25 protein-coding genes and 1 tRNA gene are annotated in these 25,601 nt (G+C 67.4%); 11 read left to right on the top strand and 15 right to left on the bottom strand.

Annotated features, from left to right (window positions below; genetic code table 11):
• The 10 genes from LT972_RS07570 to LT972_RS07525 all read right to left on the bottom strand — a co-directional run bounded on the left by LT972_RS07570 (position 1) and on the right by LT972_RS07525 (position 8,598).
• Entirely contained in the window at positions 1–864 is an 864-nt protein-coding gene (locus LT972_RS07570; protein ID WP_232569045.1) for a CheF family chemotaxis protein, read from the bottom strand.
• 68 nt (positions 865–932) lie between these two features.
• Positions 933–1,736: a CheR family methyltransferase gene (locus LT972_RS07565; RefSeq protein ID WP_232569043.1), complete on the bottom strand. Its 804-nt coding sequence runs from the start codon at positions 1,734–1,736 to the stop codon at positions 933–935.
• Positions 1,733–2,212 (bottom strand): chemotaxis protein CheD, encoded by a 480-nt coding sequence (locus tag LT972_RS07560; protein WP_232569041.1) that lies wholly within the window; start codon positions 2,210–2,212, stop codon positions 1,733–1,735. Before LT972_RS07560 ends, LT972_RS07565 begins: the two co-directional genes overlap by 4 nt.
• Complete coding sequence (locus tag LT972_RS07555) at positions 2,209–3,342, bottom strand: chemotaxis protein CheC (RefSeq protein ID WP_232569039.1); 1,134 nt, start codon at positions 3,340–3,342, stop codon at positions 2,209–2,211. Before LT972_RS07555 ends, LT972_RS07560 begins: the two co-directional genes overlap by 4 nt.
• On the bottom strand, positions 3,342–3,929 hold the full coding sequence (locus LT972_RS07550) for a chemotaxis protein CheC (RefSeq protein ID WP_232569037.1): 588 nt from the start codon (positions 3,927–3,929) through the stop codon (positions 3,342–3,344). Before LT972_RS07550 ends, LT972_RS07555 begins: the two co-directional genes overlap by 1 nt.
• Positions 3,930–3,933: 4 nt before the next feature.
• A complete protein-coding gene (gene cheA / locus LT972_RS07545; RefSeq protein ID WP_232569035.1) occupies positions 3,934–5,949 on the bottom strand; it encodes a chemotaxis protein CheA in 2,016 nt (671 codons plus the stop codon).
• Positions 5,950–6,984, bottom strand: a complete 1,035-nt coding sequence (cheB, locus tag LT972_RS07540; RefSeq protein ID WP_232569033.1) for a protein-glutamate methylesterase CheB — start codon at positions 6,982–6,984, stop codon at positions 5,950–5,952.
• Entirely contained in the window at positions 6,981–7,343 is a 363-nt protein-coding gene (gene cheY, locus LT972_RS07535) for a chemotaxis protein CheY (RefSeq protein WP_232569031.1), read from the bottom strand. Before cheY ends, cheB begins: the two co-directional genes overlap by 4 nt.
• Before the next feature lie 47 nt (positions 7,344–7,390).
• Complete coding sequence (locus tag LT972_RS07530) at positions 7,391–7,921, bottom strand: chemotaxis protein CheW (RefSeq protein ID WP_232569029.1); 531 nt, start codon at positions 7,919–7,921, stop codon at positions 7,391–7,393.
• Positions 7,922–7,965: 44 nt separating this feature from the next.
• Entirely contained in the window at positions 7,966–8,598 is a 633-nt protein-coding gene (locus LT972_RS07525; RefSeq protein ID WP_232569027.1) for a DUF7500 family protein, read from the bottom strand.
• Between the two features lie 147 nt (positions 8,599–8,745).
• On the opposite strand from LT972_RS07525, the gene LT972_RS07520 reads away from it, so the two are divergent.
• Both LT972_RS07520 and LT972_RS07515 read left to right on the top strand, forming a co-directional pair.
• Positions 8,746–10,230 (top strand): S8 family peptidase, encoded by a 1,485-nt coding sequence (locus tag LT972_RS07520; RefSeq protein WP_232569025.1) that lies wholly within the window; start codon positions 8,746–8,748, stop codon positions 10,228–10,230.
• Positions 10,231–10,294: 64 nt separating this feature from the next.
• Positions 10,295–11,200, top strand: coding sequence for a DUF7544 domain-containing protein (locus LT972_RS07515; RefSeq protein ID WP_232569024.1), 906 nt, complete (start codon positions 10,295–10,297; stop codon positions 11,198–11,200).
• Here the strand turns inward: LT972_RS07515 and LT972_RS07510 are convergent.
• A complete protein-coding gene (locus tag LT972_RS07510; protein ID WP_232569022.1) occupies positions 11,187–13,484 on the bottom strand; it encodes a DEAD/DEAH box helicase in 2,298 nt (765 codons plus the stop codon). The genes LT972_RS07515 and LT972_RS07510 overlap by 14 nt on opposite strands.
• A gap of 90 nt (positions 13,485–13,574) precedes the next feature.
• On the opposite strand from LT972_RS07510, the gene LT972_RS07505 reads away from it, so the two are divergent.
• The gene (locus LT972_RS07505) at positions 13,575–14,687 is read left to right on the top strand and encodes a pyridoxal phosphate-dependent aminotransferase (protein WP_232569020.1); all 1,113 of its coding nucleotides are present in this window, start codon (positions 13,575–13,577) and stop codon (positions 14,685–14,687) included.
• 113 nt (positions 14,688–14,800) lie between these two features.
• Positions 14,801–15,091 (top strand): PRC-barrel domain-containing protein, encoded by a 291-nt coding sequence (locus LT972_RS07500; RefSeq protein WP_232569018.1) that lies wholly within the window; start codon positions 14,801–14,803, stop codon positions 15,089–15,091.
• Between the two features lie 63 nt (positions 15,092–15,154).
• Here the strand turns inward: LT972_RS07500 and LT972_RS07495 are convergent, their stop codons facing one another.
• Entirely contained in the window at positions 15,155–16,606 is a 1,452-nt protein-coding gene (locus LT972_RS07495) for a DHH family phosphoesterase (RefSeq protein ID WP_232569016.1), read from the bottom strand.
• Positions 16,607–16,672: 66 nt separating this feature from the next.
• A complete protein-coding gene (locus tag LT972_RS07490) occupies positions 16,673–17,515 on the bottom strand; it encodes an SDR family NAD(P)-dependent oxidoreductase (RefSeq protein WP_232569015.1) in 843 nt (280 codons plus the stop codon).
• A 95-nt stretch (positions 17,516–17,610) separates the two neighbouring features.
• Here LT972_RS07490 and LT972_RS07485 point away from each other — a divergent pair.
• The 7 genes from LT972_RS07485 (at position 17,611) to LT972_RS07460 (ending at position 22,028) form a co-directional block, all read left to right on the top strand.
• Positions 17,611–17,684 (top strand) — tRNA-Lys (locus tag LT972_RS07485).
• Between the two features lie 63 nt (positions 17,685–17,747).
• A complete protein-coding gene (locus LT972_RS07480) occupies positions 17,748–18,083 on the top strand; it encodes a hypothetical protein (protein ID WP_232569013.1) in 336 nt (111 codons plus the stop codon).
• Positions 18,080–18,289, top strand: coding sequence for a hypothetical protein (locus LT972_RS07475; protein WP_232569012.1), 210 nt, complete (start codon positions 18,080–18,082; stop codon positions 18,287–18,289). Before LT972_RS07480 ends, LT972_RS07475 begins: the two co-directional genes overlap by 4 nt.
• Positions 18,279–18,824, top strand: a complete 546-nt coding sequence (locus LT972_RS07470) for a hypothetical protein (RefSeq protein ID WP_232569010.1) — start codon at positions 18,279–18,281, stop codon at positions 18,822–18,824. Before LT972_RS07475 ends, LT972_RS07470 begins: the two co-directional genes overlap by 11 nt.
• Complete coding sequence (locus LT972_RS14875) at positions 18,821–18,943, top strand: hypothetical protein (RefSeq protein WP_269780525.1); 123 nt, start codon at positions 18,821–18,823, stop codon at positions 18,941–18,943. Before LT972_RS07470 ends, LT972_RS14875 begins: the two co-directional genes overlap by 4 nt.
• On the top strand, positions 18,940–20,868 hold the full coding sequence (locus tag LT972_RS07465; protein ID WP_232569008.1) for a DUF7845 domain-containing protein: 1,929 nt from the start codon (positions 18,940–18,942) through the stop codon (positions 20,866–20,868). Before LT972_RS14875 ends, LT972_RS07465 begins: the two co-directional genes overlap by 4 nt.
• Positions 20,869–21,374: 506 nt before the next feature.
• Entirely contained in the window at positions 21,375–22,028 is a 654-nt protein-coding gene (locus tag LT972_RS07460) for a hypothetical protein (RefSeq protein WP_232569006.1), read from the top strand.
• A 166-nt stretch (positions 22,029–22,194) separates the two neighbouring features.
• Here LT972_RS07460 and LT972_RS07455 read toward each other — a convergent pair whose 3' ends face one another.
• Both LT972_RS07455 and LT972_RS07450 read right to left on the bottom strand, forming a co-directional pair.
• A complete protein-coding gene (locus LT972_RS07455) occupies positions 22,195–22,494 on the bottom strand; it encodes a hypothetical protein (protein ID WP_232569005.1) in 300 nt (99 codons plus the stop codon).
• A complete protein-coding gene (locus tag LT972_RS07450) occupies positions 22,491–25,586 on the bottom strand; it encodes a hypothetical protein (RefSeq protein WP_232572598.1) in 3,096 nt (1,031 codons plus the stop codon). Before LT972_RS07450 ends, LT972_RS07455 begins: the two co-directional genes overlap by 4 nt.
• Between the last annotated feature and the right edge of the window lie 15 nt (positions 25,587–25,601).

Genomic DNA, 25,601 nt, shown 5'->3' with positions numbered 1-25,601 from the left:
TCAGACGTTGACGTCTTCGATGTGTTCGCTGACGGCGGCTCGCCCCATCGACGTGAGGTGGAGGCCGTCCTCGTCTTTCACGAGGTCCTTGTCGATGAGGTCGTTGAGGAACATCGTGACGCGGGAGGCGTCGACGCCGAGGACGGCCGCGAGACTGGCGTTCGGGCCACTGGAGTAGATGGCGACGAGCGCCTCGATCTCCTCCTCGGTGAGGTCGACGTCCTTGAGGTTCTGTTTGAGATGCGTGTACTTCAGGCGGATGTAGCGCCCGAGGAGATTCATCTTCCGCCCGGAGTCGAGGACGAGTTCGGTGGTGACGGCGCCGGCGTCGCCCATGTGTCGGACGGAGAGGAGCGGTCGCGTGGAGCCGTTGACGTCGCGTTCGACGCGTTCGAAGTGCGTGACCGTCGAGAGGTCGATGCGGCCGCCGACGTCGCCCCGGAGTTCGACCGCGCCGGGGACGAGAAAGAGGCTCCCGGACTCGAACGATTGGTCGGTGACTCTGCCGCCGCGTCGCGCCGGGTCTTTGGCGTAGACGGTGGTGCCGTTCAGCAAGCCCTTGAACACGAGCGTGACGAACTTGTCCACCGTGCTGCCGGCGCCCTCGATGACGGCGACGCGTTTCTCGCCGTCGCGTTCGTAGGCGACCGTGACGGTGTCGTCGAAGAACTCCGCGAGGTCGCCGGGCGCGGTGTCGTGTTGGACGTCGAAGACGCCGCCGAGGGGGATGGTTGTCTTAGCGTCGTCCGTCGCGAGGACGATGCGGCGTTTGCTCATCACCACGCGTCCGCGTACCGGTTCGACGTGCGTGGCTGTGTTCGGGATGAACGACGTGACGAAGTCCGCGATGGCTGATTCCGACATGGTCCCCCTCAGGTACGAGCGTGAATGGTCGGCGGGAGCGAATAAGCGTTACTCCTCGCGAACCCGATTCAGTCCTCGGGTTGGCGGCGGTAGACGCGGATTCGGGGGTCGGCGGCTTCGAAGCGCTCCTTGACTTCGCCGGGCAGCGTCTCGGTCTGTCCGAGCACGAGGTGGCCGCCCGTCTTGACGGACGCGCTGACGGTGTCGAGAATCGGTCGCTTGTACTGTTTGTCGATGTAGATGCAGACGTTCCGGCAGGCGACGACGTCGAACCCGGACTTCGGGTCGTCCGTGATGAGGTCGTGGCGCTCGAAGGTGACGAGGTCTTTGACGTGGTCGGCGACGACGAACCCGCGGTCGCCGTCCTTGTCGACGTACGCGCCGGGATCGTCGAGGAAGTCGAGTTGTTCGCGGATGTCCGCGGTGCGCGTGCTCTCGTAGCGCCCGGCTCGCGCGCGAGCGAGCGCGTCCTCGTCGATGTCGGTCGCGAGGATGTCGATGCGGCGCGCGGGGATGCCGGCGTCGAGCGCGAGCATCGCGATGGAGTAGGGCTCTCGGCCGTCGGCACAGGCCGCCGACCAGACGTTCAGCGACCGCGTCTCCTCGGCCGCTTCGAGGAGGACGTCCCTGAGCGCCGTCCAGACCTTCGTATCGCGGAAGAACTGCGTGACGTTCACGCTGAGCGTGTCCAGCAGTTCCGCCCGCTCGTCCTCGTCGTCGCGGAGCACGTCGAGGTACGCTTCGTAGGTCTCGGTGCCACAGCGACGCATTCGCGCGGAGATGCGGCGGTCGAGGTAGTCGTCGTCGTAGTAACTGCTCGCGAACGTCGTTTCGCGTTCGACGAACCGCAGTAAATCCTCGAACGCAGTCAAATTACTTGCACCTCGGAGTCCACCCGGTCTATGGTAACGTCGCCGCTCGTGGGACTAAAGGACACCGACCGGCCGTTGTTCCCGCCGGTCTCGGCGGCGACGAGGTCGACGTCCGCGTCGGCGAGCGCGCGCTCGGCGGCGGCGACGTTCCGGTCGCCGATTGCGTCGCCGACGGAGATGTCGAGCATCGAACTGCCGCCGGCGAGTTTCCCCGAGAGGTTCTCGGGGTCGGCGCCGAGCCCAGAGAGCGCTTCGCGCATCTCGTCGAACCCCGAGTCGACGTACTTCGCGGGCGTGTCGACTGGCGCGGGGGCCTCCGGGAGCATCGCGTGGAGTAGCCCCCCGATGCCGGCGTCGGGGTCGTAGACGACCACGGCGACACACGACCCGAGGCCGCTGGTGACGAGAATCGAGTCGTCGTCGGCGACTCGCCAGTCGGCGACGCCGACGCGGACCGTGGACGTGTCGGCGGTCACTCCGTCTCACCCGCGTTCGCGTCGAGCGCCGCCGCGATTTCGCCGAGCGTGTCGGCGTCCTCGGGGTTCGGGAACGCACACACCCGGCAGACGAGGTCGTCGCCGAGCGCGACAGTGGTGTTGACGACGGCGATGGTGTCGGCGTGTCGGCCGTAGGCCGCCGCGACCGTGTCGAGGACGGCGCGCCCGTCGTCCCGGACATGAGACGGCGTGGACACGTCGATGGTGGTGTCGAGGGCGTTGGCCCACTCGTCGAGGAAGCCACTCGCGGTGACGTTGCCGAGTTCGGCGACCGCGCTCTCGGCGAGGTCGGGGTCCGGGTCGTCGCCGAGCATCGCGCCCGCGACGGCGCCCGGTTCGGCCTCGTCGAAGAGGATGGCGATGACGCTCTCGACGGCGCCCTCGCTCTCGAAGACGGCACCCTCGTAGGCAGCATCGTCCAACAGCGACGGCACGCGCTCGACGGGCACGAAGTCGACGTGGGACTCCACCAGCTCGGCGTCCACGCCCGTCATCGCGGCGAGGTGGGACTGGACGTTCGCCGCGCTCTCTGACGCCAACCGGAGGTACGCCGAGAGGCCATCCCACGACATCGCGTCGTCGTCGGCGGCGAGGAACTCGGCGAAGGATTCGGCGTCGGGTACGACGGCGAACCGGCACTCGCCGGCGCCCGCGAACGTCACCTGGCTCTCGAAGACGAACGCCGCGCCGTCGACGACGCTGGCGTCCGGCGCGAGCGACTCGTCGTCCTCGACTTCGACGGGCGGGTGGATATCGATGGTGTCCGGGGCGCGTTCCGCCCACACGTCCACGAACCCGCTGGTGAGGATGTTCGCGATCTCCGGGAGCGCCGCCTCTCCCATCGCCAGTTCGTCGGCGACGTTCCGGGCGAACGCGCCGTCGAAAGAGACGTACGCGCGCCCGGAGAGCGCGCCGCCGAACTCGACCTCGAATCTGGTCGGTTCGTCGCCGAGAAACGCTTCGAGGCCGTCCGCGTCCACGAGCGTCGTGCGCGTCAAATCGCAGTTCGCGGCCACGCCGGTCATCGTCTCCAGCGACTCGGCGGCCCGGCGGCCGCCCTCGTCGCCGGTCTCGCTGAACGACGCGACGGCGTCGAGGTCGACTCGCATCAGATGTCGTTGATCATCGCGACGAACTCCTCGACGTCGGGGAACGAGTAGATTTTCGCCTCGACGTCGGCGTCCGGCGCGTGGAGCGTCGCGTCGAACACCATCGCTATCTCGTGTTCGCCGGGGTCGACGCAGTGGTCGGCGATTTCGTGGCCGTCCGCGCGGATGAGTTGTGGCGTCGAGATGTCGATGGTGCGCCCGAGGACGTTCGCCCAGCCGTCGATGAAGCCGCTGGTCATGATGTTCCCGACCTCGCGGATGGCCGAGCGCTCCATGTCACTGTACCCGCCGCCGCTGCTCTCGATGCCGCCCATCATCGTGGACGCGACGCGGCGCGCGCTCTCGTCGTCGAACAACACGAGCACGGAGCCGTAGGGCTGTTCCTGCAGGGGGACGTTCACGCCGACCTGTTTCTGGTCGCCGAGGTGAGCGCCGAGGTCTTCGACGTCGATGACGTTGATTTTCGTAATCTGCATCTCCGTCTCGACGCCCGTGAGCTGGCTGAGGTTGTCCGCGACCGTCGTCGCGCCCGCTCGGGCGAGTTCGTTCACCGTCTGTAATCGCCGGATGTCGATCATCGTACTCATGCTTTTAGAGCGTCGCAACGTCCAGAATCGTGACCACGTCGCCTTCGCCGAGCACCGCCGCGCCGGACAGGCCGGGGATGCCCGAGAGGATGCCCTCGAATGGCTTGACGACGACTTCCTCCTGTCCGCGGACGTCGTCGCAGTGAATCGCGACCTGCCGCTCGGAGTCGCGGATGCGCACGAGCATCCCGTCGCCGTTTTTCGTCTCGCCGGGGACGTTCAGCGCGCCGCCGAGACGCACGAGCGGGTAGACCGTCTCGTCGTAGGTGATGACTTCCTCGCCGTCGACGGTCTTCACGGGCTTCATCCGCGAAATCTCGTCGACGGTCTTGATGGGGATGCCGTACTCCTCGCCGCCGCTCTCCACGAACAGCACCTTCACGATGGCGACGGTCACCGGGAGCGTCATCGTGAACGTCGTCCCCTCGCCGGGGACGCTGGAGACGGAGACGGAGCCGTCGAGGCGGGTCACGGTGTCGCGCACGACGTCCATCCCGACGCCGCGCCCGGAGACGTCCGTGACCTCCTCGTTCGTGGAGAAGCCGGGGTGGAAGACGAGGTCCTCGACTTCCCCGTCGGGCATCTCTTCGACTTCCTCGCGGCTCTTGACGCCCTTCTCGACGGCTTTCTCCCGCATCGTCTCGTGGTCGATTCCGGCGCCGTCGTCCTCGACCTGGATGAGCACGCGGTCGCGGTCGCGCTCCGCCGAGAGCGTGATGGTCCCCTCGGGGTCTTTGCCGTTCGCCTCGCGGACTTCGGGCGGTTCGATGCCGTGGTCGACCGCGTTCCGGAGCAGGTGCATCAGCGGGTCGCTGATTTCGGTGAGGATGGTGCGGTCGAGTTCCACGTCGTCGCCCTCCACGACGAAGTCGATCTGTTTGTCCTGCTCGCGCGCGAGGTCGCGGACGAGCCGCGGGAACTTCCCGACGATTTTCTTCATCGGGACCAGCCGCATGTCCATCACGGTGTCCTGCAGACTCGACGTAATCTTGTCGAGTTCGTCGAGTTCGTCGAGGACCTGTCGCTCGCTGTCCTCGACGCCGCGCCGGAGTTTGATGCGCGTCGTCACCAGTTGCTCGACGAGGCCGTGGAGTTCGTCGAGTTGGTCGACGTCCACGCGCACGGACTGAATCTCCGTGTCGGTGGACTGCACCGCAGACTCGTCGTCCCCGCTGCCGTCGTCGCTGGCGGGCGCACTCTCGTCTGCGTCCGGCGTCGCGTCGGTCGCGTCGTCGGTGTCGACGGTGTCGTCCGCGTCCTCGCCGTCCTCCTCGTCGGTCGCGCCGTCGAAATCGGTGACCTCGGTGACTGACGCGCCCGTGAGTTTCGGGAACGACTCGACGGTCGCTTTCACGTCCGTCATCTCGGTGGCGACCACGAGGTCGAAGCCGTCCTCGAACTCGCCGTCGTTGATGGCGTCCGGTTCGGGGTCGGCGCCGAGCAGGTCGAAGGACTCGGTCGCCGCCTCCAACACGAACATCCCGTCGACGCCCTTCATCTCGGAGTCGGACATGTCCACGCGAACGTGGTAGACGCCGGCGTCGACGTCCGCGACCGTCGCTTCGTCGACGACCGAGAGGGGGTCGAATCCGGCGGCGGTGTCCTCGTCGTCGCTGGCGGCGGCATCCGCTTCGGCTTCGGCCGCCGCCTCGTCGAGGACGGCGCGCACGGACTCGATGGTGTCTGTCACGTCCCGCTGGACTTCGCCGTTCGCCTCGATTTCGTCGAGGCAGGCTTCGATGGCGTCGATGCCCTCGAAGATGCGGTCCATGCGGTCCGCGGTCACTTCGAGTTCCCCCTGTCGCATCTCGTCTAAGAGGTCCTCGACGGCGTGCGCGAGGTCGCTCGCGCCCTCGAACCCCATCGCGCCGAAGTTCCCCTTCAGCGTGTGGGCCGTCCGGAATATCTCGTCCATCGCCTCCTCGTTGCCCGGGTCCGACTCCAGTTCGAGCAAGGCGTTGTTCAGGTTCGTGACGTGCTCTTCGCCCTCGCGCACGAATGCTTCAAGATAGTCGTCCATTCACGTACTCCTCCGTATCGAGTCGGTGATCGCTTCGGTCAGCCGTTCGGCCGGCAACACCTCGTCCACGCACCCCGTCTCGATGGCGCGCTCCGGGATGCCGAACACGGCGCTGGTCTCCTCGTCCTGTGCGAACGTGTGGCCGCCCGCGTCCTTGATTGCGCGAACGCCCGCGGCGCCGTCCGTCCCCATCCCGGTGAGGACGGCCGCGACCGTCGGGTCGGTCACGCGCTCGGCCGCGCTCTCCATCGTCACGTCGATGGCGGGTCGCACGCTGTGGCGTCGCTCGCTCTGGTCGAGGCGCACGCGCAGGCGGCCGTTCGAGTAGCCCGAGACGCGCATGTGGTAGTCGCCGCGCGCGACCAACCCCTCGCCGCCGCCGATGCGCGCGCCGTCCGCCGCTTCCTTGATGTCGTAGTCGCTGGACTCGTCCAGTCGCTTCGCGAACCGCGACGTGAACTGGTCGGGCATGTGCTGGACGACGAGAATCCGGAAGTCCGCCTCCCGCGGGAGCGACGCCAGAATCGACTCCACGACGTTCGGCCCGCCCGTGGACGCGCCGACGAGCAGCGTCGGGTCGTCCACGAAATCGTCCCCGCCGGCCGTGGACGTCGTCTGTTGGACGTCGTGGCCCGCCGTCGGGTCCGCGGCGGCGACGTCCTCGACGGCCGCCACGAGTTCCTCGCTGTGGCCGGAGAGCTCCGTCGAGATGGTGCCGCCGGGCTTCGCGAACGTGTCCACGGCGCCCTTCTCCATCGCTTCGAGGGTGGCGTCCGCGTCCTCGGTGGTGAGCGCGGACAGCATCAGAATCGGCACCGGGTGGTCGTCCATGATGGCTTCGACCGCTTCGATGCCGTTCATCTCCGGCATCTCCACGTCCATCGTCACCACGTCCGGGTCCACGTCGGCGACTTTGTCGACCGCCTTCGCGCCGTTCGACGCGGTGTCGACGACGTCGATGCCTCCGGTCTCCAAGATGTCGCTGATGACCGTTCGCATGAAATGCGAGTCGTCGACCACCAGCGCACGCGTCATGCCGTGAGCACGTCCGAGATGGCGTCCATGACGCTGGGCTTCTGGAACGGCTTCGTGATGTAGCCGTCGGCGCCAGCCTTCACCGCCTTCTTCATCTTCTCCTCCTGCCCGATGCTCGTACACATGATGATGTGGGCGCTGCCGTCGTACTCCTTGATTTCGGAGGTCGCTTCGATGCCGTCCCGAATCGGCATCACGATGTCCATCATCACGAGGTCCGGCTCGTACTCCTTGTACATCTCTACGGCTTCGACTCCGTTCTCGGCTTCGTCCGCGATCTCGAACTCCTCTTCGAGAATCTCGCGGAGCAAGTTCCGCATAAACTCGGAGTCGTCCACCAGTAGGACCTGCTTCGCCATGCTAAGCGTCTTTGGCAAAGGGGCTAATAAAGTCTCCTGACCGATTATCAGCGCTGATTGTCGCCGTTTTCGCCCGCAGACACCGACTCGATGAGCCGGTCGATGTCGAGCCACAACACCAACTCGACGTCGTGGTCTTCGTCCTCGTCGTCCTCGGTCGCGCCCTTCCGGATGACGCCCTCGACGAGTTCGCGCTCGATGGCCGACGTGCCGATGCGAGACACGCGGTCACCGCGGTCGATCTGGTGGTCCGCGTAGCCCGACACTTCCGTCACTTCGGCGACTCGGAGGCCGATCTTCTGTTTGTCGTCGGCGCGGTCCAACACGAGGATGTTGTCCGAGTCGTGGTCGCCGCCGATGGCGAGGAACTCCCGCGGGTCGACGATGGCGGTCGTCTCGCCGCGCAGGTCCATCACGCCCTCGACGGCCTCGGGGGCGCGCGGAACGCGAGTCACTTGCTTCGACTCGACGATGCTGTCAACGGCGTCGATGTCGATGGCGCAGACCTCGTCGCCGAGTTGGAACTCGACGACGTGCGCGGCGTTCTCGGCCACGCGGTCCGCGTCTTCGAGGTTCATCACTGCCGGAACCACGGACGACCACGACTAAAACTGTTTCGCGGCTACCGCCGGCGCGGGAACGCGAGGCCGTCCTCCTCGGAGACCGCCGACACGAGGTCCGAAATCGAGTCGTCGGGGCCGAGGTCGTGGGCTTCGAGATACGCGACGAGCCGCGAGGTCGGGTACCGCACCTGCACGCTGGACTCGCCGAGGAGGATGCCGAGGGCTTCGTCGACGGGCGTGTTGCCCGCGAGTTGGCGCGCGTACCAGACGAGCAGGCCGTCGAACGCGGCGCCGACGTCGTCTGTCGCGAGTTGCTGATGGGTGACGTCGTCGCCGTACTTCGCGGCGATGTGGTAGGCGTACTCGCTGTCGTGGCTCGCCAGTTCCTCGCCGAGCCACTCCTTGACGTCGCGGCCCGTCACGGTCGGTTCGGGCTCCGGTTCGGGTTCGGCCGCGGGCTCGGCTTCGGGGGCTGGACCGGGGTCGGCTGCCGGTTTGCGCGTGGGGTCGGGCTGTTCGGGTTCGGGCGGCGCGTCGCCCGATTCGTTCGACTCGCTGGCCGCTGGGGGGCCGTCGGAGCCGATGACGTACCGGCCGTCGCCGATGGACGCCACGTCCTCCTCGTCCTCGATGTCGAGTTCGTCCGGAGAGAGAACGCGCTCGTCGCCGTCCTGGCTCCCGTCGCCGCTCATGGTCGCCCGTTCGCCGGCCCCGTTCTAAAGTCTATCGCGGCGGTTCGGGCGGCTTCCACGCTATCGACAGCCGACAAACAGTGTATCTACAAGTAGAATCCAGTTGGAAAGAAATATGTGCGCACGAGTGGTGTGTGGTACCACGCCATGGCGAGATTCGACAGGCGGACGTTTCTGAAGGGTACAGGTGCGGCGCTCGGGGGACTGGCATTCGGCACGGGGGCCGGAGTCGCGTCGGCGTCGGGGGACGCCGAGCGGTTCCTCGTCGACCTGCGACAGGTCGACCGGAGTGCGCTCCCGGACGACGCGACGGTCGTCCACGACATCTCGGAGATCGACGCGCTCGTCGTGCGCGGCGACCCGGACGCGGTGCCGAGTGGAACAGCGGTGGTCCCCGACGTGGCGGTGTTCCAAGACGACGCCGGGCCGGCGGCCGAACACGCCGGTCCGAGCGCGAACGGCGCGGACAACCACAACTTCGACGGGCCGGCGTCCAACGCCGAACTCCAGTGGGACAAGCGCGTTCAGGACGTCGAGAACCTCACCGACAAGCCCGGCAACGGCCGCGTCGTCCACGACACCACGGAGGGCGAGGGGACGCGAATCGCGGTCGTGGACTCCGGCGTCTACGACGCCCACCCGGACCTCGAAGCCGTCGTGAACGAGGACCTCTCCGAGAACTTCACCACCGACGGCTACGACTTCCGGCCGAACGGCGCGGGGAGCCACGGCACGCACGTCGCCGGCACCATCGCCGCGACGAACGACAACGACGGCGAGGCCGGCGGCGTCCTCGGCACCGCGCCGAAGACCGAAATCGTCGCGCTCCGCGTGTTCTCCGGCGTGAGCGGAGCGACCGGCGACACCATCGCCGCGCTCGTCGACGCGGCGAACAAGGGCTGTGACGCGGCGAACATCAGTCTCGGCTACCCGCGACCGTACATCGACCCGGCGGAGTACCCGTGGCTGTTGCTCGTTCGCGAGATGTACCGGCGCGCCGCTGAGTACGCGCGCGAGAACGACATGGTCATCGTGAACTCCGCGGGCAACGGCGCACTCGACATGGACCGCGAGGGCGTGCTCAGCCTCCCGACGGAGGTCGAGGGCATCTTCGGCGTGAGCGCCACCGGTCCTATCGGGTACGGCTGGGGCGACAAGCACGACGACAACGAGGAGAAGTGGCTGACCGGCAACCGACTCGAAGAGCCGACCACGCAGCCAGCGAACTACACGAACTACGGGTCGGCCGTGGACGTGAGCGCGGGCGGCGGGAACTACGACCCCGAGGCGCTGGCGTCGGGGCAGGCGAAGTGGTACTACGACCTCGTGTTCTCGACGACCGTCACGACGTACTACGAGGACGGCCCGGACGAGGACGACACGGGCGACAAGCCCAGCGAAATCGTCGACACAGAGCCGTCCTACGGCTGGAAGGCGGGGACGTCGATGGCGGCGCCGCAGGTGTCGGGCGCGGTCGCGCTCGTGCGGTCGCTCCGCCCGGACGCCAGCGCCGCGGAAGTCGAGGACCTGATTCGCGAAACCGCGAGCCAGCCCGAGGAGGGAGAGCGGTACCACGGCGCCGGCCACCTCGACCTCGAAGCGCTCGTGAAGGCGGCGAGCCGCGGCGCCTGACCCGATTCCGCGGGCAGACACGCCACACCCTGTTTTTATCGCGCGTCGTGTCGAACAGTCGACCATGAGTTGGTACGCCGTCGACGCGCTGGACCGCGCCCTCTCGGAGACCAAGGAGTTGCTGTTGCCCTTCGACCTCGGGACGTGGGTACGGCTCGCAGTCATCACCGCGTTCGCCGGGCTCTCGGCGCCCCAGACGCCGACGTTCTCGTGGGAGTCGTCGCCGAACGCGGCCGTCGAGACGGCCCGAGAGGTGTCGTTCTCGGAGTTCCTCGCGGTGTTCGCCGTCGTCGCTGTCGCCGTCCTCCTCGTCGGCTTGGTCGTGGCGGTCATCGGCGCCGTGATGGAGTTCGTGCTCGTGGACGCCGTGCGCTCGCGGGATGTCCGCATTCTCGGGCCGTTCCGGGAGCGACTCGGCGTCGGCCTGCGACTGTTCGGATTCCGCCTCGCGGTGATTCTCGCGGTGCTCGTCGCCGTCGCCGGCGTCCTCGCGCCCGTCGGTCTCGCCGTCGCGTTCGACGCGCCGCTGGCGCTGCTCGCGTTGCTCGTGACGCTCCCGTTGCTCCTCGTCGTCGGGTTCGTGGCCGCTCTCGTTTCGGAGTTCACGACGGCGTTCGTCGTCCCGCTCGTCGCCGAGGAAGGCGGCGGCATCGTCGCGACGTGGCGCGAGTTCTGGCCGCAGGTACGCGCCGACTGGAAGCAGTTCGCGGTCTACGCGCTCGTGAAGGCGGTGTTGCTGTTCGCGGCGAGCGTCGTCTTCGGGTTCGCCGTCGCCGTCGTCGCGGTGCCACTCGGCCTGTTCGGCATTCTCGCCGGCGCGCTGTCGGGCGCGGCGCTGGTAGCCGTCGCGGTCGCCGCCGTTGTCGGACTGGTGGTCGTCGGCGCGGTGAGCGTTCCCGTCGTGACGTTCCTCCGATACCACTCGCTGTGTACGCTCGACGCCGCCGAGGTGCCGTTCAGTCTCCGGTGAGCGCGGCGAGCAGGGTTATCGCGAGGCCCTTGTCCAGCGGGTCGTTTGCGTTCCCGCACTGCGGGGACTGCACGCACGCCGGACAGCCCGCCTCGCAGTCACACGACCGGAGCATCGAGAGCGTCGTCTCGGCGAGACTCCCGATGGCGTCGAACCCCTCGCGCACGAGGCCGACGCCGCCCGGGTAGCCGTCGTAGATGAATATTGTCGGGCGTCCCGTGTGCGGGTGGACGGGGGTCGACAGGCCGCCGATGTCGCCGCGGTCACAGAGGAACTCGGTCGGGAACATCGAAATCATCGCGTGCTCGGCGGCGTGAATCGCGCCCGGCAGGTCGCCCGCCTCGCGCAGTTCGGTCTCCACGTCGGGCGGGACGGTGTAGTAGAGCGCTCGCGTGTCGAGGGTCTGCTCGGGCAGGTCCAGCGAGAGCGTGTCCATCGTCTCGCCGCGCTCGGCGTCCCGTCGCTGGTAGCCGGTGACGGCGGTCGTGAGCGTGATGTCCGCGAACCGAACGGGCACGTCGCCGGCGAACGGCCAGCGCTCCTCGTGGTCGGCCTCCACGTCGATTGTCTTGTCCGTGAGGACGCGCGTGTAGTAGTCGGCCCACGTCGGCTGGAGGCGCGCCGTCAGGCGGTCCACGTCGAGGTCCGACACCTCGTAGCGCTGGCCCTGGTGGTGGTAGATTGCGCCCGGGTGGGCGTCCCGCAGGGCGTCGTCCAGTTCGAGCGTCGCGAGCGTGTCGTTCGACGAGTCCAGCAACCGTACCTCCCGGTCGTCGATGGTGCGCAGGCTCATCTCGTGTTGGGGGCTGCCGTCGCCACCGTCCACCCAGCGCGTGCCGTAGTCGGTGTCGCGGCGCTCCAACAACCCTCGGTCTTCGAGTGCTTCGACGCGCTCGTCGAACCGCGGGAAGTACGCGTCGTCGTCGGGGTTCAGCCAGTTCTCGCTGGCGGCACAGCGCAGGTGGTCGTCGAGCAGGTGTTCGTTCGCGGGGTCGACGATAGCGCGCTCGGGGTCGCCGTCGAACAGTTCTTCGGGGTGGTCCATCACGTACTGGTCGAGTTGGTCCTCGCCCGCGACGAGGACGACGGCGGCGTCGTCGGTGCCGCGTCCCGCGCGCCCGGCGCGCTGGAACGTGTTCATCCGGGTGCCCGGATAGCCGTCGAGCAGGACGGCGTCGAGGCCGCCCACGTCGACGCCGAGTTCGAGCGCGCTCGTCGACCAGACGCCGCGCGCGTCGCCGTCGTGGAGGTCGGCTTCGAGGTCGCGTCGGCGGTCGTCGGTGAGCGACGCCTGGTACGCCGCAATCGAGTCCGCGAGGTCGGCGTTTCCGCGCTCCCGTAGGTAGTCGGCGGTCTCGGTGGCGTTGCGTTCGGCGCCCTGCCGGGAGCGCGTGAACGCCAGCGTCTGGTGGTCGTCCGCCACGAGGTCGGCCATCAGGTGGCGCGTCTCCACGTGTGAGGAGCGCCGCCGGCCCTCGCCGCCGCCCTGCTCGGGCGGATTCCAGAGCGCCCAGTGCGTGTCTCCGGTGGCGCTCCGGTCGTCGTCCACGAGCGCGAAGCCGTCCTCGGGCCGGCCCGTGACCCGGGACGCGTGCTCGACCGGATTCCCGATGGTCGCCGAGCAGCAGACGAACTGCGGGTCGGCGTCCCAGCGCTCGCAGACCCGGCGGAGGCGTCGGAGGAGCAGGGAGACGTGCCCGCCGAACACGCCCCGGTACTCGTGGACCTCGTCCAAGACGACCGTTTCGAGGCCCGAGAAGAACCACTCCCAGAGCCGGTGGGCGTGCGGGAGCAGGGCGTAGTGGAGCATATCGGGGTTCGTGAGCAGGACCGTCGGCTGGCGGTCCCTGACGCCTCGCTTCTCGGACTTCGAGAGGCGTCCCGTGTACGTGTCGACGTGCACGCGACTCCCGAACCCGAGGTCGCGCGCGAGTTCGGAGAGCGTGTCCTGCTGGTCGGCGACGAGCGCGTTCTGGGGCGCGACGTACAGCGTCCGGCCGCCGTGGTCCATCGCGCGCTCGAACGCCGGCACCGTGTAGGTGAGGCTCTTGCCGCTGGCCGTCGGCGTCGCCACCACCACGTCGTCGCCGTCCCGCACCGCCTCGACGGCGTCGGCCTGGTGAGCGAAAAGCGAGTCGATGCCCCGGTCCGCGAGCGCCGACTCCAGCCGCGATTCGAGGGCCACGTCCCGCGTCTCGCCCTCCCGGCCGGGGCGCGTGCGCTCGTCGGCTATCTGGTCGTCGTAGTGGTGGCGGCCGCGGAGCCAGTCGGCGAGGTCGTCCACGCCCACACGTGGGGACGCGGCGACCTAACTGCTTCCGGTGGGCGCGCCGAAGCGGTAACTACTTTCCCGCCAGCCGACCCATCCGGAAGCATGTTCCCGCGGCTGGAGTACTTAGAGTGGATTTCCGGACGGCCCGAGGTGGCGCTGTACGACCTCGGTTCGAGCGACCTTCGCGGCGACCGCGACCACGACCCCGTGGTCGTCCCCGAGCGCCTCGACGGGCTCTCCGACCCGCCGACCGGCGCCTCACTCGAAACCCAGATCGCGGGCGAGTACGGCGTCCACCCCGAGCAAGTGCTGGTGACGCCGGGCGCGTCGACGGCGAACTTCGTCGCGGCGGCCGCCGCGCTCTACCCCGACCCCGACGAGGACTGGACCGACGCGGAGTCGGAAGCGAGCCAGCCGACCGCGCTCGTGGAGAAACCCGGCTACGAGCCGCTCGTGAAGGCGCCCGCCGCCGTCGGCGCTGACGTCGACCGGTTCCTCCGCGAGGACGACTACCGCCTCGACCCGGAGCGCGCGGAGAACGCGCTCACCGACACCACCCGGCTCGTCACGGTGACGAACCGTCACAACCCCAGCGGCCGACTCGCCGACCGCGAGACGCTCGCGGACCTCGCCGAGCGCGTCGACGACGCCGGCGCGCGCCTGCTCGTGGACGAGGTGTACGCGCCGTTCGGCACCGAATCCGTCGACGGCGCGTTCGGCGGCCCGACCGCCGCAGGTCTCGACGCCACCGCAATCACGGGGTCGCTCACGAAGTTCCACGGCCTCGGGGACGTTCGCGTCGGCTGGCTGGTCGCCGACCGCGAGTTCGTCGACCGAGCGCGCTCGGTCGCCTACCACGTCCCCGGGATGTCCGGACCGGGCCGCGCGCTCGGGATGCGCGCGCTCCACAACCGCGACGCGCTCGCGAAGCGCTCTCGGGACCTGATTGCCGAGAACCACGCCCTGCTCGCGGAGTTCGTGGACGCTCGCGACGACGTGGACGGCGTCGTGCCGGAGGGGAGCACGTACGCGTTCCTCGACCCCGCGAACGTCGACGGCGACGAACTCGCGGCCGCCGCGTGGGAGGAGGGCGTGCTCGTCGTCCCCGGTCGCTTCTTCGACGACCCCGAGCGCGTGCGCGTCAGCCTCGGTCGCGACCCCGACCAGATGGCGGCCGCACTCGACGCGCTCGGCGCCGTCCTCGGCCGCCAGTAGCCCACGCGAGCGCGCGTGCCGCCCCACCGTTCTCGCCGCCGCGCAATCGCGCCGAGACGCGCGTCTGACGCCGGCCTTCAACACTTAAGGTTCCCCGCGCACATCGGGGAGACATGGACTCCGAAGCAGACGAAATCACCTCGCTCGTCGGGCGCGAGGTCTACTCCAACAACGGCGTCTTCGTCGGCGAAGTCGAGGACGTCCGCCTGAACCTCGACACCGAGACCGTGAACGGCCTCGCGCTCAGCGAACTCAACCCACAACTGTTCTCCCAGAGCATGACCGGCGAGAAGGGCGTCATCGTCCCCTATCGCTGGGTGCGTGCGGTCGGCGACGTCGTCCTCATCAACGACGTCGTGGAGCGCTACGAGAACCCCGAAGCGGACGAAGAAATCGCGGCCTAATCTCCAGGGCGTAGTTTTCGCGGTCTCGATGCAGTCGAGTCGGCGCCCGCCGTCGGCGCCCGGTCAGTTCCCGTTACTCCCGCTCTCGCTCTCGACGCCCATCGCGTCGAAGAGTTTGCGGGTGACCGCTTCGCCGGTCAAGGAGAGGAGGGTCTCTCGGTTGTCCTCGGTGGTCTCGATGCCGGTGAAGATGCCGAGGGGGATTTCGGCGGACGCCTGCGTCGAGTGGCCGGCGGCCTCACCGATGTCCGCGAAGGCGTCGGCGAGCACGCGCCCGATGTTCAGGCGGATGTCCTTCGAGCGCGCCGCGAGGTAGATGGTGTCGTCGACGATGCCGAAGACGGCCGTCGTCGTGATGCCCTCCAGATTCAGGAGTTGGGAGGCTGCCTGCGAGAGCGCGTCGCGGTCGCTGATGAACCCCGCGTTCGACACGAGGTGGCTGCCTTGGACCTCGCGGCTGGTGATGGCTTCCGCGAGCACGTCCAGGGTCTCCGGACTCATGTTCGGGGACTCGACCTGTTCGAGCGTGTCGTGGTCCGCGAACGGGTAGAGGTACGCCGCCGCCGTGAGGTCAGCCGGCGTCGTGTCCCGGCGGAAGTCCAGCGTCTCCGCGCGGATGCCGTAGAGGAGCGCGGTCGCGACCTCCTGGCTCACCGAGAGGTCGAACTCCTGGATGTACTTCGTGAGGATGGTGGAGGTGGCGGAGACGTTCGGGCGGACGTCAGCGAACTCCGCGTCGAACGTGTCCTCGACCTCGTAGTGGTCGATGAAGATGTCGACGTCGTGGTCGATGTTCACCTCGCCGGCCTTCGCCGGGTCGATGAGCGCGACCGTCTCGTAGTCGTGGATGTCGACCTCGTCGTACGCCGTCAGTTCGATGTCGAGGAGGTTCACGAACGCGCGGTTCTCCTGGTGGCCGATGTCCCCGAAGTAGAGGATGTCCGCCTCGACGCCGAGGTGGTCGGCGATGGACTGCAGCGCGGCCGCCGCCGCGATGGAGTCCGGGTCGGGGTTGTCGTGCGTGACGATGGCGAGGCGGTCGCTCGTCCCCTCGATGACGTCCGCGAGTTGGCGGGCCTTGTACTCCAGTTCGCCGGACTCCAGCGCGCGCAGCGCCGCGTCGGAGATGACCGACGACGGATTGATGACCACGTCCGCTCCGAGTTCCGTGAGTTCGTCGCTGGTCACCGGGTCGCTCGCGCGCACGACGACGAACTGGTCGTCGTTGCGCGACCGGATATTCTCCACCGCGGCCTCGTTGGCGTCCACGTCCGACGCCATGATGAGGACAACGTCTCGGTCGTCGACGAGGCCGGCGACCTCCTCGTCGCGGATGTCCGCGACCTGCGCGTTCAGGTCCTGGTCCCTGAGTGCCTCCACGCGGGATTCGTCTCGGTCTACGATGAGGACGTCTTTCCCACGTTCGACCAACTCCTCGGCGACGGCGTGCCCGACGCTCCCACAGCCCAGAATGGCGTACGTGGACATCGAGGAGATGGTGGCCCGGCTGCTCATGATGTGCCCGGATAACGGGGGCCGTTACTTAACCTTCCCGACCTGTCCTCGCGGCGGCTCAGCGCCTCACTCGTACGTCAGCGTCATCCCGTCGTCGAACCGCAGGTCGCCGCCGTTCAGGTGGCTCCCCAACTCGGAGAACCCGAGCACGAAGAGGTTCGCGACGTCCACCGGCTCCATCATCTCGGTCGCCCGCGACTGCCCGAGCATCACGTCCTCGACGACCTCGCGCTCGCTGATGCCGCGCTCCTCGGCGGTGTCCGGAATCTGGTCGACGACCAGCGGCGTCTTCACGTACCCCGTCGACACCGAAAAGGAGCGCACGTCCCCGTCGCCCTCCGCCGCGATGGACTGCGTCAGCCCCCGGAGCCCGAACTTTGCGACGTTGTACGCGACCTTGTCCGACGTGACGTAGTGCCCGTGTACGGACGCCATGTTCCCGACTGCGCCCCCGCCCGACGCTCGGATGTGCGGGAGCGCGTGTTTCGCAATCAGCGTCGGCGCGCGCACCATCACCGCCTGCATCGTGTCGTAGACGTCCATCGGGAACTCCTCGAGGGGCGCGACGTGCTGGAGGCCCGCGACGTTCGCCACCCACCGCAGGTCGCCGAGTTCCGCGGCGGCCTCTACCGCCGCGATGACCTCGTCGTCGTCCGTCAAGTCCGCGGGCGTCGCGTGTACGTCGCCCTCCGCGCCGAGGTCGTCGGCGTCCGCGACGGTCTCCGCGAGCCCGTCCTCGTCCACGTCCAGCGCCGCCACGGTCACGCCGTTCACAGCGAGCGCGAGCGCCGTCGCGCGCCCGATGCCCGACGCCGCCCCCGTCACCAGCGCCACGCTCTCCCCGGTGAACCGCTCGTCGGCAATCTCGTGTACGTCCTCTCGCTCGAGTGTCGGCGGCTCCACTGACATGGGTACAGCGTGTACCCGCCGCGCCTTAAGCCGTCCCGTCACCCGGTCCGAATCAGAACGTATTTTAGTGCCACCCCGCAAGAAAAGGATGCGTTGGGCCGGTAGCTCAGTTCGGCAGAGCGACGGACTCTTAATCCGTCGGTCGCGTGTTCAAATCGCGCCCGGCCCGCTACCCTAATTACCCTTTTCCAGGGTTCTCTGACACGAACAGCGGTATCTCGGGGTGGTCGGTGTGACCCTGGAGCGTATCTCCTATCCGGGACAGCCTGTCGTGCAGGTCCGGTTGGAGACGTGCCCGTGCGGTCACGAGTTCGACGACGGCGAGTCCCGTAGCCAGCACTTCCTCGACGACCACACGCCCGCAGACTTCGGGCTCTCGCCGCGCCTCGCCGCCGACGGCGGCACTTGTCTCGACTGCGGCCGCAACTGTCGCGGCGCGCGCTGCTCGACCTGTAGCGTCGAGCACGGCGCGCCCGAGTACGAGTCCGGTCCGTGTCCCGACTGCGGGCAGGAGACGAAGCCCGCGGGCGCTCGCTGTGGCGACTGCCTCGGAGGTGACGGCGCGTGACGGACACCGACGAGAACACGGTTGAAGTCTTTCGGGCGACGTGCTCGTGCGGCGAGGTCGTCGTCGAGCGCGACGCTGACCGCGCGAACCTCCCGCGCGAGGTCAACTTGGAGATTGCCGAGTCGGTTGTCGGCGCTCACGAGTTCACGCACCAGTGGAGAAGCGAGGAGTACACTATCTCGCGGGGGTGGACCGATGACGAGTGACGACCCGACGGAGTACTACGACCGGCCGCTCGCGCCGGCAGCCCTCCGCGACGAGGCCGGGCACACGTACACGCCACCACACAACTCCTACCGCCGCGACGGCCACGACTGGCCGTATGGCGACGAAGACGATGTCGCCGAACGCGTCACCTACCGCCTCGCGGTCCTCCCCGACGGCGTGCTCCTTCGACTGAACCCGCCCGAACAGCCGTCCGTCGACGATGTCCTCAACGCCGGAAGCTTGGTTCACGCGAGTCACCACCACGAAGGCCGCGTTCGAAAGGTTTTCCGGGTGCGTGAGCGCCGTTACTACGGCATCCCTGCGTACACGGTCGCGCTCGGTGACCCCGGAGACGAGGCGCGGGCCGACGGCCTTCCGAAGAACTACCAGGGGGCGAACATCAAGGAACTCGTCTACCAGGACGGCGCCATCAGGAAGCTCTTCCACCGGAACGACACTGTGCTGGAAGTCCGCGGTTACGAGGCGATTGCCGAGGACTATCAGGCCACGCTTACCGCGGGGTGGTCTGCGTGAACGACGAGTCTGGTCGTGGTATCGAGCACGCGGTGGAGTTCCTCACGGGTCGCGAGGTCGCGCGCCTCGACGCCGACCCGGTTCTCGACCGCCGCGACTACTGGAGGCGGTCACAGTGAGCCGCTCGGACACGCCTCCCGCGGTCTCGCGCGTTCGAAACCCCTACGAGAGCCTCGACCTCGACCGCGCCGAGGGCATCACCACGACACGCTGCGTACTCCCGCAGGGCGCGCGCCATGGTGGCGGCGGCAAGTTCGTCCTCGCCGACACCGACCGCGCCGGCGACGGCGTTACCTCGAAGTTCGACCTCGGTGACGACGGTCGCCGCATCCCCAACGGGAGCGTCTACCAGCACGCCCGTGCGGCGTGGTACGCCCACGAAGACGACTTCATCACCAACCCCCACACGGGGCGCGACTACGCGGTACTCACGCGCTCCTACGAGCATCCCGCCGAGGACGAAGACGACGAGTACGCCGTCACGCTCCGGTCGAGCCCGTGGAAGGCAGGCACCGGCACCAGCGACGACTACAGTCCCTGGTACAGCTACGACCTCACCGTCCAGCCAATCAACGACGACGGGAGCATCGCGTGGAAGCGCACGCCACCGCGCTCCCTCTCGCTGAAACTGGAACCACAGGACGAAGCTCTCGTCTACCCGGACGGCAACGACTTCCGACTCCCACACGGCGAGGGTACGCTCGTGCGCGTCCAGAGTACCTGGGTCGACCAGACCGAGGAGTTCCTCGAACGCGCCGCCCACCTCCTCGGCCACACCCTCAACTACGGCGTTCGTCAGAAAGACGTCGTCACCGAATCGGCCGGCTTCGGGAAGGCCGAAGTGCATCACCGCGCCGACGAGACTGTCGAAGGCGACATCGTGCACACGATTCGCCAGAGTGCGGAACTCCTCGCGAAACACGACGCCGACGTCGAGACCACTGGCGTGCACGAGGACTCGAAATGGCTCGAAGCGAAGATTCGCACGAGCGAGTGGGAGCAACTCGGCTTCCCGCGCCTCGACGCCGAGATTCTCATCAAGCTCTACTACCCGAAAGACCCCGACCGCGTCGACTACCCGCTCGACCAGCCGAAACTGGAGGTCGCGCTCAACGGGAAGGAGACGGTCGTCGACGAGGAGACCGGCCAGCGCTCCGAGAAGATGATTCCCTGGGAGCGCTGGGACGAAGTCATGGCTATCCTCGACGAGATTCTCCTCTCGCACCTCCAGTGGGCCGACGTGACCGAGGCGGACCTCGTCGCCGACGACTACAGCGACGGCCCCGAGAACCCACGCGTCCAGTGGAACCACCCCGAGGGCCGCCGCTACTGGCTCCGCAAGCACTACGAAAGCCTCCAGCCCGCCCTCTACCGCGAGGCCACGCGGACGCGCACCGACCTCGTGCTCGACATCCTTGACGTCGTCCGTCGCCGCGGTCAGGTGACCTACGAGGATCTCGTCGCGGAGACCGGCGCCGCGAAGCGAACCATCCGCGAGCACGTCCGCCGGCTCGCCGACGGCGTCGGCGGCGACGACGCCCCCGGCCTCCTCTCACGGACCCGCGGCGCGAAGACGCTGGTCGCGTTCTCCAGTCGCTACCTGGAGGACCTCGGCGCCGACGCGATCGACGCGATTCAGGCCGACCGCGAAGAGTTGGCCGAGGACCGCAGCGACCGCGCCGACGACCGCGTCCACGACCACCTCACCGACCTTGGCCTCTCCGATGATGACGCCGACACGCTCGTCGAGGCCGTCCGCGAGGACGCCGTCTACACGCGCGACGACCTTCGCGACGCCGACGAGCCCGACGACCTGGAGGGAATCGTCGACGACCTCGGCCTCGACGTCGACCTGTCCACGACCAGCGACGAGGACTCCGACGATCGGGCCGACGAGCCCGACGCTGACGACGTCGCGAACTGGGAACCGTTCGACGAGGTGCCGATCGACGGACAGGCACTCGGCTACGCGCTCGACGAGGACGCCATCGACGCCGAGCACGTTCGCGTTCGCGTCGACCCGTACCCGAGACTGACCGACTGAGCACGCGCTCGCGGCCGGGTTCGCGGTGCGGTGTAGTGGCGACGCTGCGCTCTTCTCGCTCAATTCGTTGATTCACGCGCTGTTCTCCACGCTCCCCACTCGTCGCGGCGCCGTCGACGCGGCCGCTTCACTTTCACATAGGTGTAAACGGCACGGTTCCCCTTCTATCCGTGCCAGTTTCGCGCGAAACAACACCCCATGTCGGCACGGTCGAGGCGGTCTCGACGGGCCCAGAGCGCGCCTCACGGCGGCTCGGCCGGCACGGGGGTCCGCCGCCACCCCTCAGCCATAGTGCCCCTAAGGGGGTCGGGGTAAACCGGGCCGGCGCAAACCGCGCCGGCCCTCACCGCACAGCCCCAGCCACTGCTACCGGCTGTCCGGCGGGCGGAGAAACGCTGTACGTACAGATAGGGGTTAGAAGGTACTTCGGCGTTCCAAACCGCCGAAGGGTCTTACCCACCCCAAACCGTCGCTGTCCTTATGCCAACCCTATACCATGTCAGCCTATGACCGACGACATATACGAAGCCGCGAAGAATCCAGACAATCCCGAAGGTGTCGCCCGATTATCTGAACTCGCGAGACCGATTCTTGGCCAGCAAGCCAACACGATTCAATCGCTCAACCGAGCGTTGTCTCAGCTAACTCGGACGGCTTTGGTTATGATCGGGTTGGTCGTTTCTGGACTAACTCTCACCAAGTCTGGAGCAGGAATAGAGTTCACCACCATAAAACTGGGTTTGCTATTCTTCTCAACCGCATTCCTGCTTCTCGGAGCCCTCTTGGGGCTGTTCACCCGAAATTATGCCCACGGTATCGGCGCGAGCGATAAACTGTATCGAGACGCCATTGAAGACGGCTATTCGAAATCAGAAGTAAACGGCCGAATCTCCCTGATATCTGGTTCACATATCAGTAAGAACTCTGCGGCAATTCGTGTCCTGATGAATAGAATTCAGTTTGTGCAGTTGTTCGTCGGCATTGGTACCGCACTGCTATCGTTTACTGTAGTTCTCTTCTTGTTCCCAAAGACTCCAGAAGCGGTTCTATTCGTTTTCTTCGAGATTCTCGGCGTCAGTGCCATCCTGTACCGATGGAACCGAGACCTCAAAAAGAAACGAGAGAATATGGAACGCGCCGAATTTCCGGAGTTTCATTAACACCGGGTAGGTCGCTTTCGCTTCTATAGTAGTACAAACGGTCAATCACGTAGCCGCCCGCAATTCAGACAACGCCCCGCGTGGTGACCGTACGGATGCGCTGCGGCGACCGCGCACCGAACACAGGCCACAGGCGGCACCGTCGAGAGACGGACTGGCGGGGAACTCACGTCGCGCCCTCCAGCGCCGACTCGACGACGTCCACGACGAACGTCCGAAAGACGTGTTCGGCCTTCGAGACGGCGTTCATGATAGCGCCCATCTGCGGGTCGAGCCAGCCAGCCGCGAGCGCCACCGCCAGCACGACTGCGGTCACGACCGCGTACATGATGCCCGAGGACACGGCCACGCCGAGCGTGCCCGCCATCGAAAGCGCGCGCAGTAGATACCACGCGACGACGAGCATCAGGCCCGCCGCGAACAACTGCTCGCCGAGCCCGAGCCCAGAGAGGAGTCCCCAAATCACTGACTGTCACCTCCCTCGTTGCTGAGGTCGAGCGTGACGTTCGTCGGGTTGTCCGGCTGGCGGACGCCCTGCACGAACTTGTACGCGAGGTAGAGCCCGCCGAAGGCGAGAATCGGCCAGACGCGACTCTGGACGATGGCCGTGAGCAGCGACTCCTCGCTCATCGTCTGGAGCGTCACCAGCGTCGTCGCGACCATGATGACCGCCCAGCGCTCCGTCGTGAACTCCCCGAACTCCCGGAGCGCCACCAGCGAGTAGATGCCGATGCCCGCGACGACGATGAGCGTCAGGCTCGACTGCGGCACCTCGATGATGCCGCCCTGGACGGCGCCGATGAGGATGGCCGTCACGATCGACATCGCGACCGTCCGATTCCCCGCGATGCCCTCCGCGAGCCCCGCGGTCGATTCGACGACGCCGCCGATGCTCTTCCCGAGAAGCGGGCCGGCGACGGGGATGCCGCCGAGGGTCTCCTCGATGCCGTCTGCCGCGTCTTCGCCCGCGGAGGCGACGAGCCCGTCGTTTCGGGACGCCACGATGACGAGGCCCGCGAGGATGGACAAGCCGATGAGCGCGACGAGGTTCGTGCTCCCGCCGGTCGTCGGCTCCGCGATGATACCCGGACCACTCCCATCCGAGTCGCCACCGCCGCCGCTACTGCCGCCGGTCGTGTCGAGGCGAATCTGGAGCGTCTCGACGTTGTCCTCGTCGTCGGTCAGCGTCACCGGACTTCCGGCGGTCGCGGAGTCGAGGACGACGTTGTTCGTCTTGCTCCAGAGGATGTAGTCCTCGCCATCCTCCGCGTTCAGGAACGTCGCGTCGTACGCGTTCCCCACGGTCTCGCCCGGTTGCACCGCGAACACGGGCGCGGTCCGGTTGACCTGTCCGTCCGGAATACGCGCCCGAATCTCGCCGGCCTCCGGCGAGAGGTCGACAGGGAGCGTGTGGACGCGGAACGAGTCGCCCGAGGTGGCCGCCGGGAAGTAGAGTTGGTTCGCGCCGCTGGCGTCGAGGACGGCGTGCTCGCTGGCGTCCCACGACTCGTTCGTCGTGTAGTGAAGCCGCGAGCCCCGCGGCGTCCCGGAGAGCGCGAGCGCCGCGTCCGGCCCCCACGAGTCGAGCGAGACCGTGGAGTTCAACGCCTGCCCCGGCGCCGTCGGCTGGGTGACCGTAATCGAGGAGTTGATGGCGTCGACGGAGATGCCGGTCGTTCGAACGTCGACCGTCGTTCCGGACGGGATGTCGCCGCCGTTCACGTCGTCGAGGTCGACTGCGAGTGTCGTGTTCGAGAGGCTGTAGTTCTCGGGTTCGACCGACGACCAGCCCGACCCGTTCACTTGCGCCTCGATGGACTGGATGGCGACGACGTCCGTCTGGAACGGAATTGTCAGGCTCGCCTCACTGCGGGCGCTCGCGTACGTCTCGCTGACGTTGTACGTCTCGCGCCACTGGCCGCCGTCGTAGGTGACCGACTGCTTGTTCGTCGCGTCGTGCGTAAGGTTCACCGCGACTGCCGGCGCTGGCGCGTCAGCCGACAGCGTCCCGTCGCCCACGGAGATGTTCACGTAGTTCGTCCCCTCGCGGAGCACGTCCTTCGAGAAATTCCGCGACACCGTCTCGCCCTCCGCGAGCGTGCCGGAGACGGATTCGGTGTGGCCGTTAAGTTCGATGGCGGGGTCGAACGTTTCCGTATACTCCCGGTACTCGGCGGTCACGTCGGCGGGTGCGCTCGGTGACGTGGATACCGAGAGACCCGACGAGTTGAGATTAATGGGCATCCGCGCGGAAACCGTCTCTCCCGCCGTGAGGCTCGTGAAATCGTGGGAATTACCGTAGCCGTCACTCACGGACACCGAGTCCGGTGCCTCGCCCGGACTGTACCACACGCCGAACACCGTATACGCAGACCCCGAGTCAGCGCCTTCCTCATACTCGAAGGTCGGCGCACCGAAGTCCGCGACCGTGCCGCTGTCCTCGCCAATCTCCCACGTTTTCGACGTGTCCACCGAACTCACGGATTGACTGACGAGCGAGAAATGCGCGTTCGTACACCCGGAAGTGTCCACCGAGAAGCCGTCTATCGTCCAATTCCCGGTATAGCCGTCCACGGGTTTGAGGCCATCAACGACCTGCGTGCCTCCGGTGTAATCGCCGTCCGATACTCCGCACTCAACGTAGGCATCGTATCGCCATCCTCCGGCGTCTGTGGGCGCGCTCCGTAGGTTGAGCGTGACGCTATCAACCGACTGCCCCACGTCTTGCAGGACTATCTCGGTTCGCCGGTGGTCGCCGCCGAGAACAGCCCGGCTTGTGTCCTGTGAATATCCGCCTTCATGGGCTCGCGTTGGCGTATCAGACCGATACGGCGTCACCGAGACAAGCGGACTCGTTCCCGTCCCGTTGTGCCCCGTAACCGTTGAATCCGACGCGAGACTCAACGACACCGTGCCCGACCCCGAGATAGACCCGGATTCGGTGTCGTTCTCTCCGGTTTCCACGCCGGTCACATTGAGCAGCGGGTCAGACGCCGAGTCCAAATTCGAGAGTTCGTACTGGACAGACGAGCCGTTGCTGTACGTCCCGCCGACGGAGACCTCGCCGCTGAACGTGACCGTGTTCGTACTGAATCCCTGGACGTAGAACGCGGCGTCGCCGCCCCTGACGCTAATCTGGGACTCGTACTCGCGGCCGGACTCGTGCTCGATGTACGCGACCTCGGGCACGTTCCCGAGCGCCTCGCGGAACCACTTCGCGGGCACCGACACCCAGCGCCCGTCGTGAATCCGGTCGTCCGTCAGTTCGAGCGCCACGTCGCCGTCGCGCTCGGTGACGGTCACCTGCATCGTTTGGGCGCCCTGACTCGCGCGCACCTGCGACCCGAGGCCCGCCGTCTCCTCACTCGCCGTCCGCGTGTGGTCGTCCGGCACCGCCATCAGCCCCGACTCGGTCCCGTCGTACGTGCGGCCCGCGGACGCGTCCGTGTCGTCGCCGCCCGTCGGGAACACCATGCCCGGCGTGATGACCACCGCCGACAGCACGAGCACCACCGCGAGCACGACGACCGAGAGTTGGTCGCGGCTCAGTTTCACCACGCGGAATCACCTCCT

Source organism: Halobacterium litoreum, assembly GCF_021233415.1.
Lineage (GTDB): Archaea > Halobacteriota > Halobacteria > Halobacteriales > Halobacteriaceae > Halobacterium > Halobacterium litoreum.
This window is presented reverse-complemented; position numbering and strand designations above follow the sequence as displayed.